Here is a 17,267-nt window from a genome sequence, read left to right as displayed (position 1 = left end):
CTTGGATGACGCTTTATGCAGAGTTCTTCATGAGCGATTCCTTGCAAAACCGATTGATCCAGACGCGCGTGGTGCCAGTGCTGCGCTACGGCGATGCCGAGAGCGCCTTGTACGCGGCCGACATTGCTATTCGCGCGGGCTTTGAGTGCATCGAACTGACCTGGACGATACCCAACGTCCTGGACGTGTTGCGTAATCTGCGTCAGCAACATGGCGCCGCTGTGCTGCTGGGGGTGGGCACATTGATGGAGGAGGATCAGGCACAGCGCGCGTTGGATGCGGGCGCGGATTTTCTCGTGTCTCCAGGACTCGCCACCGATTTGGTGGCCCCCGCGCATGAAGCGGGAAAGCTTTGCTTGCTCGGTGCTTTCACCCCTAGCGAAGTGATGGCCGCTATTCAGGCTCGTGCCGACATCGTCAAGGTTTTCCCCGCCGATACCGGTGGCCTCACGCATCTCGCGGCGTTACGCGCCGTATTCTCGTCCACGCTGTTTTGTCCGACAGGTGGTGTATCCGCACAGAATATGCACGATTACTTCCGCGCCGGGGCAAACGTGGTGGGCATAGGTTCTTCGCTCTTTGATAAACAGGCCTTTGCCGCGCGCGATACCGATCGCCTGCTCGCAGCTGCCCGCCATACGCTGGAGGCCGCGCATGGCAAGCCAGCGTGACTTCGATGTGGTCGGGTTGGGCGAGGCGCTGATCGAATTCAACCAGACTGACCCGGCCGCGCCGGTTTATCGTCAGGGCATAGGCGGCGATACCTCGAACGCCATCATCGCGGCAGCCCGGGCCGGGGCGCGTACGGCGTATCTCAGCCGTTATGGCGGGTTGGATGAATTCGGCGAGCTACTACTCAATCTATGGCGCGCGGAAGGCGTCGATGTGTCCGGTGTACTGCGCGACGACGGGGCGAATAACGGCCTGTATTTTGTGCAGCACACGCCGTCCGGACATCAGTTCAGTTATGTGCGTAGCCATTCCGCCGCCGCGCGCATGCGGCCCGCGGATCTGGGCCATGGCATCGTTGAGCGATCACGATATCTGCATGTGTCGGGCATCAGCCTGGCCATTAGCACGACGGCCTGCGATACCGTATTCGCCGCCATGACTCGCGCGCGTGCGGCGGGGACGCAGGTCTGTCTGGATGCCAATCTGCGCCTGCGGCTATGGCCTGTCTCGCGCGCTCGCGCGATCTTGCGCGAGGCGATTGCGCAATGTGATCTGTTTTTGCCCGGCGTCGATGATATGCGTTCACTGACGGGGTTGGACGATCCGCAAGCGATTCTCGACTGGGTGAGGGCACTCAATCCCGACGCCATCGTTGTACTGAAGGCGGGCAGCAAAGGCGTGATCGTGGACGATAAGGTTTCGCGTACGCACGTGCCGCCGTGCCGGGTACAAGCGGTGGATGCGACTGGCGCAGGCGATTGCTTCGCCGGAAATCTGCTCGCCCGGCTTTGCGCGGGCGAGGACTGGTTGAGTGCGTGCCGCTATGCCAACGCCGCGGCCGCACTGTCGACCACAGGCTACGGCGCCGTCGCACCGCTGCCGCGCCCTGACGCGGTCAGGGCGTTGCTGCGAGGCGTCTAGCGGAACACCACCGTCTTGTTGCGATTGAGCAAGATACGATGTTCGACATGGCTGCGCACCGCGCGCGCCAGCACCAGCGATTCCACATCGCTGCCCACTTGCGTCAGATCCTGAGCCGTCATCGTGTGATCCACGCGCTCGATGTCCTGTTCGATGATCGGACCTTCATCCAGATCCGAGGTGACATAGTGCGCCGTGGCGCCAATGATCTTCACGCCCCGCGCATGCGCCTGATGATAGGGCCGTGCGCCCTTGAAGCTCGGCAAGAAGCTGTGGTGAATATTGATCGCGCGGCCGTTGAGCGCCTCACACATTTGCGCCGACAGGATCTGCATATAGCGCGCCAGCACCACCAGATCGATCTTCTCGGACGCGACCAGCCGCAGGATTTTTTGTTCCTGTTCCGCCTTGGTTTCCGGTGTCACGGGCAGATGGTGGAACGGGATGCCATATGACGCCGCCAGCCCCGCGAAATCATTATGGTTGGACACAATCGCCGCGATCTCGGCGTGCAACTGGCCGCTGCTCACGCGAAACAGCAGGTCGTTCAGGCAATGGCCTTGCTTGCTGACCATGATCAACAAACGCGGTTTGCGGCGCGCGTCGTGAATCTGCCAGTCCATGCCATAGCCCTCGGCCATCGCCGTAAAGCGCGTACGCAGTTCGTCCGCGCTGATCGCCTCGGGCAAATTGAAGTGCACGCGTAGGAAGAACCGACCGGTTTCATCGTCGCCGAATTGCTGCGAATCCAGGATGTTGCAGCCCAGCTCGAACAGCAGGCCGCTCACGCGGTACACGATGCCCGTACGGTCGGGGCAGGACAGGGTCAGGATATGATCGTTTTGCGGCATGATCGAATTAAAAATAGCTTAAGGCGTCAGGCGAGCCAGCGTTTCGTCGGCAATCGCCAGGCTGGCGGTCAGTCCGGGCGATTCGATGCCGAACAGATTGACCAGGCCAGCGACGCCATGCACGGCAGGGCCGGCGATGACGAAATCGGCCGCTGGTTCATTGGGGCCGGAGATTTTGGGACGGATGCCAGTATAGCCAGGGGCCAGCGCGCCATCGGGCAGCGCGGGCCAGTAGGTACGCACCGCATCGTAGAACACGTCCGCGCGGCTGGGCTCCAGCGTGTAGTCTTCCTCGGGGATCCACTCGGTATCGGGTCCGAATTTCGCCTGCCCGCCCAGATCCAGCGTCAGATGCACGCCCAGGCCTGCATGGTTGGGCACGGGATAAATCAGATGCGAGAAAGGGGCTCTACCGCTCAGCGTGAAATAGCTGCCCTTGCACAGATATTCGTTCGGAATGCTGGACTCCGGCAGACCGGCAATACGGCGCGCTAACGTGGGCGCGTGAATGCCCGACGCATTGATCAACACATTGCACGACAGGCTCATCGCCTCGTCACCGCCGAACTCCACCTCGAAACCGCCCTCGGGCCGCACACGCGCCGAGAGCATCGGGGTAAAGAATACGCACTGCGCGCCGGCATTTTCGGCATCGCCTTGATACGCCAGCATCAGCCCATGGCTGTCGACGATGCCCGTCGATGGCGACAGCAGTGCGGCCGTGCAACGCAGTGCAGGCTCCATCGCCATGGCTTCCTCGGCCGAGAGCTTGCGCATATCGTCCACGCCGTTCGCGCGCGCGCGCTCGGCGATACCATCGAGCAAGCGCGCTTCATCCTCGGTGGTCGCGACGATCAGCTTGCCCCTTCGCTGGTACGGCACCCCGCGCGCTTCGCAATAGTCATACAGCATGTGCTTGCCACGCACGCACAGCTGCGCCTTCAGGCTGCCAGCCGGATAATAAATCCCGGCATGGATGACCTCCGAATTGCGCGAGCTGGTGCCGGTGCCGATGCCCTCGGTGGCTTCCGCGACCAAGACTTCACGGCCTTGCAGGGCCAACGCGCGCGCCACGGCCAGGCCTACCACGCCCGCGCCGACCACGATGCAGTCGATATCAGTACTCATATTCGGCTCGAAATCAGGAAGAATGCTTGGAGGCCGGCGTCAGATCGAAGCCGCCGGCATGGAAAACTAATGGCGCCTCGGCCGAGTGGCCGCAACGCTCGACCTCGCCCACCATGATGATGTGATCGCCCTCGACATAACGGCTGCGGTTGCGGCACTCGAACCACGCGGCACACTGCTCGTCTAGCATGGGCGTGCCGCCAGGAGCCAGGCGATGCGGCACGGCGGCGAATCGCTCGCGCGAATTGCCCGTGGCGAAATGCCGGGCCAGCGCGATTTGTTCGGCCGACAAGACGTTGACCACATAGCGTTCGCACTGCTCGAATACCTCGCGCGAGCTGGAGGTGAGCGACAAGCTCCACAGCACCAGCGGCGGTTGCAGCGACACGGAATTGAACGAGCTGACCGTCATGCCGATGGGTGTGCCGTCGGCGGCGGTGGTCGTCAACACGGTGACGCCGGTGGCAAACCGGCCGAGTGCGGTGCGGAAAAAGCGCGCGTCGAAAGGGGAGTCAATATCGGGCATGCAGCGGTTGAGTGGCGTGGCGACGTCACTCAGGGCGTAGGATTAAAGGTTAGGCGCGCTTACGGCGAAAGTCGGTCGCGGACCCAGCCGCCTTGCCCGTCGGGCAGATAGCGCAGGCGGTCATGCAGGCGCGACGGGCGGCCTTGCCAGAATTCAAAGGCGTGCGGCACCAGGCGATAGCCGCCCCAGTGTGGCGGTCTCGGCGGTTCGTTGCCATACCGCTCGCGAAACGCCAGCTCGCGTGCCTCGAGTTCGGCGCGCGTGATGGGCTTGCTTTGCTCGGATGCCCAGGCGCCCAGGCGCGATCCCAACGGCCGGCTGTGGAAATAGGCGTCGGATTCCTCCGGCGACACTTTTTCGATCACGCCTTCGATGCGCACTTGACGCTCCAGCGCCTGCCAGAAAAACAGCAACGCCGCGCGAGGATTGCTTTTCAGATCCTGACCCTTACGCGAGTCATAGTTCGTGAAAAACGTGAACCCCTTTTCGTCAAAGCCCTTGATCAGCACCGTGCGTGCCGACGGCTGGCCGTTGGCATCGACCGTGGCCAGGGTCATTGCGTTGGGTTCAGGCACCTTGGCCGTGAGCGCTTCCTCGAACCACTGAGTGAACTGCGCAAGCGGAGACGCCGAGGCGGTCTCTTCGAGCAGCACATTTTTTTCGTAACTTTGGCGCAGATCAGAAACAGACATGGGGGACATCCTGGCGCAACAAAAATCGGATAACCCCGAGTTTACCGCCTTCCCCCGATCCGATTCAGTTCTCGGGCAGGGGATCCACCGGCTCTTGCAGGCGGCGGGCGATATGTTCCAGGCGGGCGTCGCGGATACCCGCCGCCCGCAGGGCCTGCGCGGTTTGAATGACATACTCCGTGCAAGGGCCACGCGAGCCCGTGGCGCGGCGGATGATCGCCAGCAGCTCCGGTTCCGGCAGCGCCCGGATGTAGGCGGGGTTGTCGCGGTTTATGATGAAAACGAGCGCGCGCACTGTCCCCTGATCGGTCGCGCAATTGACCCAGCGCGGCAGATAAGCGCCCGTGGACATTTCCCGATCCCATAATGCCGGGAAATAGTCGGGTACCGCCTGGCCCGACAGCCGGTACACCATGCCGCGGCACGAGCCTCCACGATCCAGACCGAATACCAGCCCCGGACATTCCGGCGTGCCGCGGTTCACCCGCGACCACAGGCACAACGCGCGGTGATGTCCATGCAGGGTCGCCAGTCGCCGTTCCTGGTATTCGAAATCGGGCCGCCAGATCAGCGACCCATACGCATACACCCAGACGTCTTCGCCTTCGCGCCAGTGACGCAACGCCTCTTCAAGTGAGGCGCGGCGTTCCTCGGGAGTCCAAAGGCGGAACGGAATCGAGTGGGCGTTCAAGGCGGGGGTCGAAGTCGACGAATTCACGGCGAAGGAGGTTCAGCGTCTTGCGGAGGATTACGGTTTGCCCAGCCTCCCACGCTCAGCGCGGTGGCGTAGGCCCAAAACAGGGGCGCGATGCCCACGATTGCACCCAACGCGCCAAAAGCCAGCGGCAGCGAGACCTGAGAAGCATTGATCAGCGCGAGCCGTAACCCGACAGCCTCGGCGGCGCGGCCGTGCGGCGTGTGTTGGTGCAAGAGCGACAGCATACTCGGTTGGCACGATCCCAGCGCGAGCCCCAGCACAAAAGAGAGCGGCATCAGGACAGTCAGGCTGCTGAACCAGGGGTAAAGCAAGAACACCAATACGGCGATCACCGTAGAGACCCGCACCAGCGCCCAGGACGTCACCCGTTTTTGGATAACCGGCAATGCCAGCCGTATCAAAAAAGTCCCCAGCGCAAAAGTCGCCAGAATGGTCCCGATCGTGGTGGCGGACAGGCCGATGGCCACACCGTACAGCGGCACTACAAACAGGTGCGTATCCCAGGCGCCCGACAGAATGGTGTTCACCATCAGCACGCGCCGCAAGGGCGGCAGCTTCAACAGCTCGGTAGCCCGTGGACGCATCACCTGACGGGCGGCCGGTTCCATGGCGGTATCGACGGCCCGCAGGGCAGGCTGCAGCCGACGCAGACCTGCCAGTGCCAGTAGCGGCCCCAAGGTCAATATGCCAAAGGCCATCCGCGAACCCACGTGATCGATGGCCAGACCCGCAATCAGGGGTCCGCTAAAGCCAGAGGCGGCCAGAGTCAGCGATAGCCACGAAAAATTGCGTAAGCGACGCGTGGGCTCGGCATGACCGAGCACGTCCTGCGTCGCCACTTGGTGCAGCATGAAGCCAATACCGATGCTAAAAGCCGCAAATAACAGCGCCAGCTCGTCATGCACGAGGAACGGGATCACAGTGCCGATCACCACGAGGGCGTTGCCAAGATTGAGCGGGCGGCGCACGCCAATCCGATCGATCCATTGGCCGGCGCGCACCGACATTAGCATGGGGATAACGGCAAATAACGCCACCAGCCCCCCGACGATAAATGTCGATAGGCCCAGTTGTAGCGCCGTCAGCGACACCGTGATGCGCCCGCCCGTCAGTGCGACATGGTTCAACATAGCGACCAGGCACAACATCCCCGCTCCGGTAAATTCCGTCGCGAGCGCGGTAGAGGAGGGGGAAGGGGCGCTGGTAGACACTGATACGGCGTTAACTTCTGTCATTCTGACCACAGATGTGGTCAATGTCGAGCCACTTGCCGCTCGTGCGTCCGCCCCTGCACGCGTAATATCGATGGGTGTAACGCGTGGAATCGACGTAGCTAGGCCCAGATCGTTGATAGATCACAGAAGTTAGAGAATCCACGGAAGGTATGAGCGATGACGCTCGTCTGGTGCGCTGTGTATTAATTGCAACGCCGTGGGAAAATACCGGCATGGAATCTTCAACTTCATTCGACGACGCGGACCTCGAACGGCGTTTTGGCGGTCTCGCGCGGCTATATGGTCCCGAGGCACCCACGCGCCTGCGACAGGCGCATGTCGCCGTCGCGGGGCTGGGTGGTGTCGGATCCTGGGCGGTCGAGGCGCTGGCGCGCTGCGGCGTGGGGGCTTTGACGCTGATCGATCTGGACAATATCGCCGAATCCAACATCAACCGGCAGATACATGCACTAAGTTCGACCATCGGGCAGGCCAAGGTCGACGCCCTGGCCGCACGAATCCGCGAGATTAATCCGACCTGCGCGGTGACCCGGGTCGAGGATTTTGTCGAGCCTGGCAATACCAGACAGATCCTGGCCGAACGCTATTCCGTCCTGGCTGACTGCACGGATCAGGCGGCCGCGAAAATCGCCATGGTTTTGCATGCGCGCGAGCAACGTATGCCGATGCTGCTGTGCGGCGGAGCCGGAGGCAAAACCGATCCCCTGGCCTTGCGAGCAGGTGATCTGTCGCAGGCGACGAATGACGCCTTGCTAGCTAAATTGCGCAATCAGCTGCGCCGTCAGCATGGATTCCCGAGGGCGAGTGACGCACGCGGCAAAGCGCTTAAACGCGTGCCTCGCATGGGCGTGCGCGCGCTGTGGTTCGATCAGCCGGCGATTTTGCCCGCCGCCTGGACCCGCGCCGCCGAGATCGCCGATGACTTGGGTGCCGCCGGACAGACGCCGGCGCCCCAGGGCTTGTCCTGCGCGGGCTACGGCTCGGTCGTCACCGTGACGGCGGTGATGGGCATGGCGGTCGCCAATGAAGTCTTGCGTATTGTGCTGGGTGAGAAGGGGTAGGTGGCTTGAGCTTAGGCCGCGCCACTGGGGCCCATCCACCACGACGCGTGCGAGAAAGACCAAACCAACCCCTTGCGCCCCGTCTAAACCACGCGCCAAGAGACATCCAGCCATCCGCGTAATGCGTTAGAGATGCGTATGCCTTGCGCGCTGTGCAGATCTTCCATCGTCAACGTCCGTTCGTGGACCTGCTCGCGCTCGATCAATTCCGCGCGCTGTACCCCCGGCAAGCATCCCACGCTAACAGGCGGTGTGTACCAGACCCCACGTAGCAGCAAATACACATTGCTGCGGCTGCCCTCGCAGAGTTCGCCGCGCGCATTCAGATACAGCAGGTCGAATACATCGGGATGCCCCTCCAGCCAGCTGGCTGCCTGCGCGTACCAGGGGCGGTAAGTCGTCTTGAAACGCAACAAGGGTTCATCGGCATCCAGCACAGTATCGGACAGCATCACGTGCTGAGCGCCCAACAACGGCGGCAGCGGCGCCGCCTGGATCGTGCGTTTGCCGCTACGATCCAGCAGCAGGCGCAGCCGATGCACGCCCGTGGTGCCCAGCATCGAAATCGCTTCGTAGGCATCGCGCTCCAGATTGGGGACGCCGGGCCACACAAAGCCCAAGGCCGTGCAGCTGGCCTGCAAGCGGGCAAGATGGCGCGACAACAGCGGGATGGAGCCGTCGGCTTGCACGCGCATGGTTTCGATCAGCTCTGGCGACATGGGAATTCTCCGTGGGCGAGGGGGAGGAACGCTGGCAGTGCCGTGGTACGGCCACGCCTACAGCGGGCCGTTGGCGCGCTCGAGGTCGGCCATAGCGCCCGAGCCGTCGGCGTTCATGCCATCTCGCAAGATGCGCGCTTTCCACAGGCATTCCTGCCACTCTTGTTCAGGATCCGAATCGTACACAATGCCACCGCCCACGCTGTAAACGCCGTGGCCAGAGGCATCCACGACCAGCGTGCGGATCGCCACGTTCAAGGAAAAATCGCCATCGGGCGCCAGCCAGCCAATCGCCCCACAATACAGGCCGCGCGGCGCGATCTCCATCTGGCGGATTCGCCGCATGGCCGCCACTTTGGGCGCGCCGGTGATGGATCCGCAAGGAAACAGTGCTTGCAGGATCTGCCCGAAGGTGGCGTCCGGGACATCGGCTGTCACCGTGGACGTCATGGTCCACACGGTCGGATAGGCTTCCAACGTAAAGAGCGCGGGCACCCGCACCGACCCGGGACGCGCGAGGCGACCCAGATCGTTGCGCAACAGATCCACGATCATCAGGTTTTCCGACCGATTCTTGACGCTGGCCACCAGCGTCTGACATAGCCGCGTGTCTTCGGCCGGATCGGAATGGCGGGGCGCCGTGCCTTTCATGGGCCGCACGGTAAGCTGGCTGCCTTCTCGGCGTACGAATAGCTCGGGGGAAAACGACAACACCTTGCGGTCGCCGTCTTCGATATAGGCGGCGTGGGCCACGGGGTGGCGCGCGGCGATGCGTTGATAAACGAGCCGGGCGTCGCCTTGAATTTGGACATCCAAGGGTAGCGTGAAATTGACCTGATAAAGCTCACCCGCCGCGATCAGTTCGCGGATAGTCGCGATGTGACGCAGGTAATCGGAGCGCGCCATGCGTGGCGTGATTGCGCTGATGTATCCGGCAGTGGGAAGGCTGTGTTTCGCGCTCAGATCGCCTCGCCCTGATGCGGACGACGGCTGCCCTGCGGACCACGGCGCCTCGATCACCATGCGATCGAACACCAACGCAGTCAAGCGCGACGCGCCGTCGGTCTCCTCTCGAGTTGCCGGCCCGCCCGTGGGCGGAGCCAGCGTGGTTTCAGGCGCGAGCCACTCGCCCAATTCATAATCGAGCAACAGCGCGACCCAATGCCCCGCGCGGCGGGCGCGCTCAATGGCATCCAGCGCAGCAGGCAGGCCCGCGGCATCGCGAACCTCGATACGCTCGCGCAGCCCCTGTAGTACGCGTGCCCGACCGGTCACGCGATCTTCAAAACGACAGTGCATGATGCTTTAGCCTTGCTGCGCCAAAAATTCCGCCAGTACACGGCCGGTGTGTGAACGGTCACGCAAACTCATGACATGCTCGGGCGAACCCTCGGCCACCAGTTGACCGCCACCCGTGCCGCCTTCCGGGCCCAGGTCAAGCAGCCAATCGGCTTCCGCGATCACATCCAGGTTGTGTTCGATGACCACCACCGTGTTGCCCGCGTCGACCAGGCGATGCAGCACATGGATCAGTTTTTCCACATCCGCCATCGACAAGCCCACGGTCGGTTCATCCAGCACATACAACGTATGCGGCACGCGCGAGGCGCGGCCCGTGGTGATGACGCCTTCCGTTAGCCGCGCCTTGGCAAGCTCGGTCACGAGCTTGATCCGTTGCGCTTCCCCGCCCGACAGCGTGGGCGAGGGTTGGCCGAGTGTTAAATATCCCAAGCCGACATCCTGCATCAATTGCAAGGGACGGCGGATCTTGGTGTGCGCGGCGAAATACTCCAGCGCATCGTCGACCTCCATGCTGAGCACTTCGCCCGCGTTCTTGCCTCGCATCTGCACCGACAAAGTATCGGCATTAAAGCGCGCGCCATGACACGCGTCGCACGGCACCTTCACATCCGGCAGGAAGTTCATTTCGATGGTGCGCATGCCTTGCCCTTCGCAGATCGGGCAGCGGCCATCGCCGGTATTGAACGAAAACCGCGCCGCCGTCCAGCCACGCATGCGCGCCTCGCGCATTTCCGCGAATTGGCGGCGCACATCGTCCCAGAAACCGATATAGGTCGCAGGGCAGGAACGCGGCGTTTTACCGATGGGCGTCTGATCGACTTCCAACACCCGGTCGATCGCCTCCCAGCCCGTGATGCGCGCGCAACCTTGCCAACGCGGGGTGGCGTCCTTGCCCACGGCCAGAGCGAGATTATCGAGCAGCACTTCACGCGCCAGCGTGGACTTGCCCGAGCCGGATACGCCCGTCACCACGCTTAACCGGCCGATGGGCAAGCGTGCGTCCACTTGCCGCAAGTTGTGCAGATGCGCGCCATGAATCTGGATCATAGGCGTGGCGGCGTCGACTGCGCGGCGCCCGTTGAGCGGGTGCTTGAGCGGCTTGGCCAGATAGCGGCCTGTCACGGATTCGGGGGCATCGATCAGATCTTGCGCCGTGCCCTGCGCGACAACACGGCCGCCGCGCACGCCCGCGCCTGGCCCGATATCGATGATGTGCGAAGCGCGCCGTATGGTGTCATCATCGTGTTCCACCACGACCAAGGTGTTGCCATTGCCCTCCAGACGCGCGAGCGCGTCCAACAAAATACGGTTGTCGCGCGGATGCAGGCCAATGGTGGGTTCGTCCAGCACATAGCACACGCCTTGCAGATTCGAGCCCAGTTGCGCCGCCAGCCGGATACGCTGCGCCTCGCCGCCAGACAGCGTGGGCGCGGCGCGATCCAAGGCCAGATAGTCAAGGCCGACTTCTTTCATGAAGTTCAACCGGCCACGGATTTCCGCCAGGATGTCGCGCGCGATCTCGCCTTCGCGCCCGCGTGTCACCAGCCCGGTAAAAAAGGTGTGGGCTTCGGATACCGGCATGGCCGCCAGCTCGGCAATCGAGCGATCGCGCCAGCGCACGTTGCGCGCTACCCGGTTAAGACGCTGGCCGTCGCACATCGTGCACACATGCACTTCGCCATCGTAGCTGGCGTTCCATGCGGATTCCTCGCCGGTTTGCTCCTCGTCGAAGTTCTGCAATTGCACGCCCGTGCCATAGCAACCCGTGCACCAGCCATGCTTGGAGTTATACGAGAACAAACGCGGATCCGGTTCCGGGAAGCTCGCGCCGCAAGATGGGCAAGCCCGCTTCACCGAAAAATGCTGCTGCTGCAATTCGCTGTCCAGGGCTTCATGCAGTTTGTTGACGGGCCACACCATGCTAAGCACGCCCTGGCCTTGCTCCAGCGCTTGCTTGACCGCATCACGCAATGCGGATTCATTGTCGGGATCAACGACCAAATCGGCGATGGGCAGCTCGATCGTATGTTCCTTATAGCGATCCAGACGTGGCCACGGACTCACGGGGATAAAGGCGCCATCCACACGCAAATGCGTATAGCCCTTGCTACCCGCCCATTTGGCGAGATCGGTGTAATAACCCTTGCGCGCGGTGACCAGCGGCGCGAGCAGGCCGATATGTTCACCGGCGTGCTCACGCAGCAGGCGCGCGACGATTTGATCCGCATTCTGCGGTTCCACCGGGATCTGACAATCGGGGCAATACTGGATACCCAGCTTGACGTACAACAGGCGTAGAAAGTGATGAATCTCCGTCATCGTCGCAACGGTCGATTTACGCCCGCCGCGACTCGTGCGCTGTTCGATGGCGACTGTGGGTGGGATGCCGAAGATCGCATCGACATCCGGCTTGCCCGCGGGCTGCACAATGGCGCGCGCATAGGCGTTCAGCGATTCCAGATAACGGCGCTGCCCTTCATTGAACAGAATGTCGAAGGCCAAGGTCGATTTTCCAGAGCCGGACACACCGGTAATGACGGTGAATTTCTCGTGTGGAATCTCGACGCTGACGTTCTTCAGATTGTGTTCGCGCGCATTGCGAATCTCGATGGCCTGAGCCTGTCGGCGCCGGCGCATCACTGATTGCAATGGCGTGCCTGCGGATTCAGCACTGTAGCTGGCAACGGGTTCGGCCAATGCGGGTACGAGTGCGGTTTGATCGGTTTGGGCGGCCGCCGAGGTCACGCCTTGCGTGACGAGCGCCGTCGCGCCATCACCTGGCAAGACGCTGACCTCGTAATCGCGCAGCGCCGCGCCGGTGAACGAAGCAGGATTATTCATGAGGTCCTGCGGCGTACCGACACCGACGACCATGCCGCCCGCATCGCCGCCCTCGGGACCGAGATCGATCAACCAATCCGCCGCGCGGATGACGTCCAGATTATGTTCGATGACCAGCAGCGTATGTCCGGCCGCGAGCAGTTTGCGGAACGCGCGCATCAATCGCGCCACGTCATCAAAGTGCAGACCCGTGGTCGGTTCGTCGAACAGGAACAGGCTGCCTTTCTTGGCGACCTTCGCCGTGGAAATGCCGCTGCGTGCCGCTTCGGCCAAATGGCCCGCGAGTTTGAGGCGTTGTGCTTCGCCACCCGATAAGGTGGGCACGGGCTGTCCCAAACGCACATATTCCAGACCGACATCGGCCAGTGGCGCAAGCCCCGTCTGCACATCGCGCAGGCCCTTGAAAAAGTCCAGCGCCTCGCTGACTGTCATTTCCAGGACCTCATCGATCGAAGCGCGTTTGCCTAGATGTTCGATATGAACTTGCAGCACCTCGGGACGAAAGCGGCGTCCATCACAATCGGGGCAGCGCAAATACACGTCCGACAGGAACTGCATTTCGACGTGTTCAAAGCCTGTGCCGCCGCAGGTGGGACAACGACCATCGCCGCTATTAAAACTGAAGGTCCCTGCGGTATAACCGCGTTCTTTCGCGACCGGCGCTTGCGCGAAGAGCTTACGGATCGCGTCGAACGCGCCGACATAGCTGGCCGGATTGGAGCGCGCGGTTTTCCCGATGGGGGTCTGATCCACCATCACCACATCGGCGATCTGCTCCGCGCCCAGCAGGCGTTCGAATGCACCCGGAGACTCGGCGGGTTTGCCTTGAAACTTTAGCAAGGCCGGATACAGCACATCCTGCACCAGCGTGGATTTGCCCGAGCCGGATACGCCTGTGACGCACACCAGCCGGCCGAGCGGCAGCTCGATGGAGACGTTACGCAGATTGTGCGCGGTGACGCCTTCGAGCAGCAGGCGCGGAGTGTTGGGCGCAACGGGCATGGGACGCGGGGCCTCGACACGCTTGCGTCCGCCCAAGTAATCGCCCGTCAAGGTTGCCGAACCGCGCAAGGCATCCGGCGTGCCGTCGAACACGATTTGGCCCCCGCGCTCGCCGGGACCCGGACCGATATCGATGATGCGATCCGCGGCCACCATGACCTGCGGATCATGTTCAACGACCACCAGCGTATTGCCCGCCGCGCGCAATCGATGCATTACCTCCACCACGCGATGCATATCGCGCGGGTGCAGACCGATAGAGGGCTCGTCCAACACAAATAACGTATTGACGAGTGAAGTCCCAAGCGCCGTGGTCAGATTGATCCGCTGTACTTCCCCGCCCGACAAGGTTCGGCTTTGCCGGTCTAGCGTTAAATAGCCCAGACCCACATCGCACAAAAACCGCAATCGCGCGCGCACTTCGGTGAGCAGCAAATCCACGGCGGCATCCAAGGCGCCGCCAAACGTCAGCGCGTCGAAAAAGCGTCGCACGCGCTCGATCGGCAACAGCATGACGTCATGAATGGACAAGCCGTCCAGGTCATTGAGCTGTTCGCGGGACCACGCCGCGCCTACCGGCATGAAACGGATATAACGGCCCTCGTCAGGCGGAAGCACCGCATCGGCGTTGTCTTTGCTACCCAAACGCCATAACAGCGCATCGGGCTTTAGCCGCGCGCCACGGCAGGTGGGGCAGGGGGTATAGCTGCGATATTTCGAAAGCAGCACGCGCACGTGCATTTTGTAGGCGCGCGACTCCAGCCAGGCAAAGAATCGATGCACGCCATACCACTGCGTTTTCCAGGCGTTGTTGCCGCCTTTCCAATCCGGGTCGCCGTTCATGACCCAGTCGCGTTGTTCTGGTGTCAGTGCTTTCCATGGCACATTGAGCGGGACGCCTGCGCGCGGCGCATACTTGCACAGATCGTCCTGACACTCTTTATAAGAAGGCGTCTGCCATGGCTTGATCGCGCCCTCGCGCAGCGTTTTATTCTCGTCGGGAATGACCAGGCCATCGTCGATGCCGATCACGCGCCCGAAACCCCGGCATGCTTCGCAAGCGCCCAGCGGCGAGTTAAACGAAAAACTGCTGGGCAGCGGATCCGTGTATTCGATATCGCAGTCCGCGCAATGCAGGCGGTCGCTGAATCGCCAGACGTGGGCATCGGCGCCTTCATCGTCCAGCACATGCACGGCCATATGTCCGCCGCCCATGCGCAGCGCGGTGTCCAGCGCTTCCATCACGCGCTCGCGCTCGGCGCCGCTGTAGCGGAATCGATCCTGCACGACATGCAGAATGCGGCGCGCATCGCCGCTGGCGCTGGGCGTGACGGCGCTCTTGGCTTTACGTGTGGTCTTGCCGCTTTTTGCTGGCGGCGTGGTGACGGCGCGCGATTCTTCTGCGTGGACGCGTGTATAGCCCTGTTGCTCCAGAAAACCACGTACCTCGTCTTCACCGAAATTGGCCGGCACGGCGATGGGGAAGGTGATCACCATGCGGGGATCGCCAAACGCCTGCGCTCGTTGTTCCAACGTCGCAGCAATAGATTCCGGCGTATCGCGGCGTACGACCGTGCCGCAGCCCCGGCAATACAGCTTCGCGCCGCGCGCGAACAGTAGCTTTAAATGGTCGTTGAGCTCCGTCATGGTGCCCACGGTGCTGCGCGAGCTGCGCACCGGGTTGGTCTGGTCGATGGCGATCGCGGGCAAAATGCCCTCGATGCGGTCGACCTGCGGCTTGTCCATGCGATCCAGGAACTGGCGCGCATAAGGCGAGAAGGTTTCGACATAGCGTCGCTGCCCTTCGGCGTACAGCGTGTCGAACGCCAATGAGCTCTTGCCGGATCCCGATACGCCGGTGATGACGACCAGTTCTCCGGTATCCAGAGTCAGGTCCAAGTTTTTCAGGTTGTTTTGGCGGGCGCCGACGATGCGTATATGAGAGCTCATAGCGGGGGATGCAGCGTGGATGAAGCGAAACAGGGTTTGATTTCGCAAGCGAGAGGATATCGCTAAATCATCTGTATATTTAAACAGTGTTGTAGGTTAGCGCGAATCTCACCGCCTGTCTTGACCGTCGGAGCGCAAGCCCTGGGCCCGGGGCGGATTTGTTTAATGCCCGCGTTTAAGGCTAAAATGCTGAGTTATTCCAATTTCTGCCACCAGCCTGTGGCCCTCGTTATCTGTCGTGTATGCGGCGAATGACGGGAACGTCGGGCGGGTTTGGGCACCATCGAACCTTACCGGAGATCATCATGGCTGAGCGCAAACGTGTGCGTCGTAACACCCTGGAACGCCGTTGCCTGGGCAAGTCTTTCAAGCGCTTGTTCGTCAACGCTCCCAAGGGCGTTTTCAAGATGCTGGAAAAGATCAAGCGCGTGTAATTTCGACGCGATTGATGAAAAACCACCGGTGCTGCCGGTGGTTTTTTTTCGCCTGCTGGTTTTGGACGCAGGCGGGATCGCCGCGGGAGATCGTCGGCTGCACGCGTAGCAGCGTGGCAAGCTTTGAAAAATTTGTTTGCACAATGGTCGGGTTGGCGTATGGCGGGGTCTGCGATATCTCCTACACTGGGGCCTCTCTCACTCTCGTTGGCGCGCGGCGCAGCGTCGCGCGGGTCCGGATTCTTACTGTATGAGCGCGCCCCGATTTACTTTCACCGTCCTGACGCCCACGTATAACCGAGCGGGTACGTTACATCGGGTCTACGAGTCGCTGTTGACCCAGACGTGCCGGGATTTCGAGTGGCTGATTGTGGATGACGGCTCGACCGATCGCACGCATGAAGCGGTACAGGCCTGGCAGGCCCAGGCGCCGTTTCCTATCCGCTATATCTGGCAAAAGAATCAGCATAAGAAAACGGCATTCAATCGTGGCGTGCGCGAGGCGCAGGGCGAGTTCATCGTCGCGCTGGATAGCGATGACGAGATTCCGGCGGATTCGCTGGATATCTTGAAAGAGGCCTGGGACAGTATTGCGCCAGCGCAGCGCGAGCATTATGTCGGGGTGACCGGGCTCTGTGCGCGGCCGGATGGGGCGATCGTGGGGGATAAGTTCCCGCAGGACGTGTATGACGCGACGTCGGTGGATCTGTATTTCCGGCATCGGGTCAGGGGCGAGAAGTTTGGCACGATGCGCACGGATGTGCTGCGGCGGTTTCCGTTTCCGGAGAATGTGGCGGGGTTTGTGCCGGAAAGCTTGATCTGGTGGGCGATTGCGCGGGCGGGGTATCAGAGTCGATTCATTAATCGCGTGGTGCGGATTTACCATCCGAATCCGGAGGGGATCAGCCAAGGGGCGGTGTCGGTGCGGAGTAATGCGCAGGGGCTGTATCTGCTGGCCTGGAATATTCTCGAGCACCATATGGAGTGGTTTCGATTCCGGCCTAAGGAGTTCTTGATGGCGGCGGCGCGGTTTACTCGGTTTCGGCTGGATTTAAAGCATTCGGGGGTGGCTACGGCTTTGAAGGATTATCCGTTGCGGAAATTCTCGGCTCGGGTGTTGGTGGGGGTGATGTATCCGGTGGGGTATGCGTTGTATCGGCGGGATCAGCGGCGGGGGGTGGCTTGATGTCTACGTCGGCGTGACGACGGGAAGGG

The 17,267-nt window shown here is 62.0% G+C and carries 14 protein-coding genes; 5 read left to right on the top strand and 9 right to left on the bottom strand.

Translation table 11 applies throughout. The annotated features are described in order from the left end of the window. Positions 1 to 29 precede the first annotated feature (29 nt). Together GOQ25_RS00960 and GOQ25_RS00955 are read left to right on the top strand one after the other, a co-directional pair. The gene (locus GOQ25_RS00960) at positions 30 to 671 is read left to right on the top strand and encodes a bifunctional 4-hydroxy-2-oxoglutarate aldolase/2-dehydro-3-deoxy-phosphogluconate aldolase (protein ID WP_160348571.1); all 642 of its coding nucleotides are present in this window, start codon (positions 30 to 32) and stop codon (positions 669 to 671) included. Further along, positions 655 to 1,593, top strand: a complete 939-nt coding sequence (locus tag GOQ25_RS00955; protein WP_160348570.1) for a sugar kinase — start codon at positions 655 to 657, stop codon at positions 1,591 to 1,593. Before GOQ25_RS00960 ends, GOQ25_RS00955 begins: the two co-directional genes overlap by 17 nt. On the opposite strand, the gene purU is transcribed toward GOQ25_RS00955, so the two are convergent. From purU to GOQ25_RS00925, 6 genes are all read right to left on the bottom strand, one after another. Then, complete coding sequence (gene purU, locus GOQ25_RS00950; protein ID WP_160348569.1) at positions 1,590 to 2,444, bottom strand: formyltetrahydrofolate deformylase; 855 nt, start codon at positions 2,442 to 2,444, stop codon at positions 1,590 to 1,592. The two genes, GOQ25_RS00955 and purU, sit on opposite strands and share 4 nt — an antisense overlap. An 18-nt stretch (positions 2,445 to 2,462) precedes the next feature. Beyond that, positions 2,463 to 3,572 carry an NAD(P)/FAD-dependent oxidoreductase gene (locus GOQ25_RS00945; protein ID WP_160348568.1) on the bottom strand — a complete coding sequence of 370 codons (1,110 nt, stop codon included), beginning with the start codon at positions 3,570 to 3,572 and terminating at the stop codon, positions 2,463 to 2,465. 13 nt (positions 3,573 to 3,585) lie between these two features. After that, on the bottom strand, positions 3,586 to 4,098 hold the full coding sequence (locus GOQ25_RS00940; protein ID WP_160348567.1) for a flavin reductase family protein: 513 nt from the start codon (positions 4,096 to 4,098) through the stop codon (positions 3,586 to 3,588). Between the two features lie 59 nt (positions 4,099 to 4,157). Beyond that, on the bottom strand, positions 4,158 to 4,790 hold the full coding sequence (gene pdxH, locus GOQ25_RS00935; RefSeq protein ID WP_160348566.1) for a pyridoxamine 5'-phosphate oxidase: 633 nt from the start codon (positions 4,788 to 4,790) through the stop codon (positions 4,158 to 4,160). A 64-nt stretch (positions 4,791 to 4,854) separates the two neighbouring features. Further along, entirely contained in the window at positions 4,855 to 5,508 is a 654-nt protein-coding gene (locus tag GOQ25_RS00930; protein WP_370519851.1) for a gamma-glutamylcyclotransferase, read from the bottom strand. Beyond that, on the bottom strand, positions 5,505 to 6,719 hold the full coding sequence (locus GOQ25_RS00925; protein ID WP_370519850.1) for an MFS transporter: 1,215 nt from the start codon (positions 6,717 to 6,719) through the stop codon (positions 5,505 to 5,507). Before GOQ25_RS00925 ends, GOQ25_RS00930 begins: the two co-directional genes overlap by 4 nt. Before the next feature lie 236 nt (positions 6,720 to 6,955). On the opposite strand from GOQ25_RS00925, the gene GOQ25_RS00920 reads away from it, so the two are divergent. Continuing rightward, positions 6,956 to 7,804, top strand: coding sequence for a ThiF family adenylyltransferase (locus GOQ25_RS00920; RefSeq protein ID WP_160348565.1), 849 nt, complete (start codon positions 6,956 to 6,958; stop codon positions 7,802 to 7,804). An 83-nt stretch (positions 7,805 to 7,887) separates the two neighbouring features. On the opposite strand, the gene GOQ25_RS00915 is transcribed toward GOQ25_RS00920, so the two are convergent. The 3 genes from GOQ25_RS00915 to uvrA are packed head-to-tail and all read right to left on the bottom strand — an operon-like array spanning position 7,888 to position 15,618. Beyond that, positions 7,888 to 8,523, bottom strand: coding sequence for an aminotransferase class IV family protein (locus tag GOQ25_RS00915; RefSeq protein WP_160348564.1), 636 nt, complete (start codon positions 8,521 to 8,523; stop codon positions 7,888 to 7,890). Between the two features lie 57 nt (positions 8,524 to 8,580). Further along, a complete protein-coding gene (locus GOQ25_RS00910) occupies positions 8,581 to 9,822 on the bottom strand; it encodes an aminodeoxychorismate synthase component I (protein WP_160348563.1) in 1,242 nt (413 codons plus the stop codon). Positions 9,823 to 9,828: 6 nt separating this feature from the next. After that, positions 9,829 to 15,618 (bottom strand): excinuclease ABC subunit UvrA, encoded by a 5,790-nt coding sequence (gene uvrA, locus GOQ25_RS00905; RefSeq protein WP_160348562.1) that lies wholly within the window; start codon positions 15,616 to 15,618, stop codon positions 9,829 to 9,831. Positions 15,619 to 15,923: 305 nt separating this feature from the next. Between uvrA and GOQ25_RS19635 the strand changes: the two genes are divergently transcribed. Beyond that, positions 15,924 to 16,052, top strand: coding sequence for a hypothetical protein (locus tag GOQ25_RS19635; RefSeq protein ID WP_005016451.1), 129 nt, complete (start codon positions 15,924 to 15,926; stop codon positions 16,050 to 16,052). A gap of 250 nt (positions 16,053 to 16,302) precedes the next feature. After that, entirely contained in the window at positions 16,303 to 17,238 is a 936-nt protein-coding gene (locus GOQ25_RS00900) for a glycosyltransferase family 2 protein (RefSeq protein WP_160348561.1), read from the top strand. Positions 17,239 to 17,267: the final 29 nt, after the last annotated feature.

The organism is Bordetella sp. 15P40C-2, from assembly GCF_009763235.1.
GTDB lineage: Bacteria > Pseudomonadota > Gammaproteobacteria > Burkholderiales > Burkholderiaceae_B > Bordetella_A.
This window is presented reverse-complemented; position numbering and strand designations above follow the sequence as displayed.

Bases quoted from the DNA above. Each gene is read 5' to 3' on its own strand.
- pdxH (WP_160348566.1), bottom strand. From the start codon at position 4,790: ATGTCTGTTTCTGATCTGCGCCAAAGTTACGAAAAAAATGTGCTGCTC.
- GOQ25_RS00900 (WP_160348561.1), top strand. From the start codon at position 16,303: ATGAGCGCGCCCCGATTTACTTTCACCGTCCTGACGCCCACGTATAAC.
- GOQ25_RS00945 (WP_160348568.1), bottom strand. From the start codon at position 3,572: ATGAGTACTGATATCGACTGCATCGTGGTCGGCGCGGGCGTGGTAGGC.
- GOQ25_RS00915 (WP_160348564.1), bottom strand. From the start codon at position 8,523: ATGTCGCCAGAGCTGATCGAAACCATGCGCGTGCAAGCCGACGGCTCC.
- GOQ25_RS00910 (WP_160348563.1), bottom strand. From the start codon at position 9,822: ATGCACTGTCGTTTTGAAGATCGCGTGACCGGTCGGGCACGCGTACTA.
- purU (WP_160348569.1), bottom strand. From the start codon at position 2,444: ATGCCGCAAAACGATCATATCCTGACCCTGTCCTGCCCCGACCGTACG.
- GOQ25_RS00920 (WP_160348565.1), top strand. From the start codon at position 6,956: ATGGAATCTTCAACTTCATTCGACGACGCGGACCTCGAACGGCGTTTT.
- GOQ25_RS00940 (WP_160348567.1), bottom strand. From the start codon at position 4,098: ATGCCCGATATTGACTCCCCTTTCGACGCGCGCTTTTTCCGCACCGCA.
- GOQ25_RS00960 (WP_160348571.1), top strand. From the start codon at position 30: ATGAGCGATTCCTTGCAAAACCGATTGATCCAGACGCGCGTGGTGCCA.
- GOQ25_RS19635 (WP_005016451.1), top strand. From the start codon at position 15,924: ATGGCTGAGCGCAAACGTGTGCGTCGTAACACCCTGGAACGCCGTTGC.
- uvrA (WP_160348562.1), bottom strand. From the start codon at position 15,618: ATGAGCTCTCATATACGCATCGTCGGCGCCCGCCAAAACAACCTGAAA.
- GOQ25_RS00955 (WP_160348570.1), top strand. From the start codon at position 655: ATGGCAAGCCAGCGTGACTTCGATGTGGTCGGGTTGGGCGAGGCGCTG.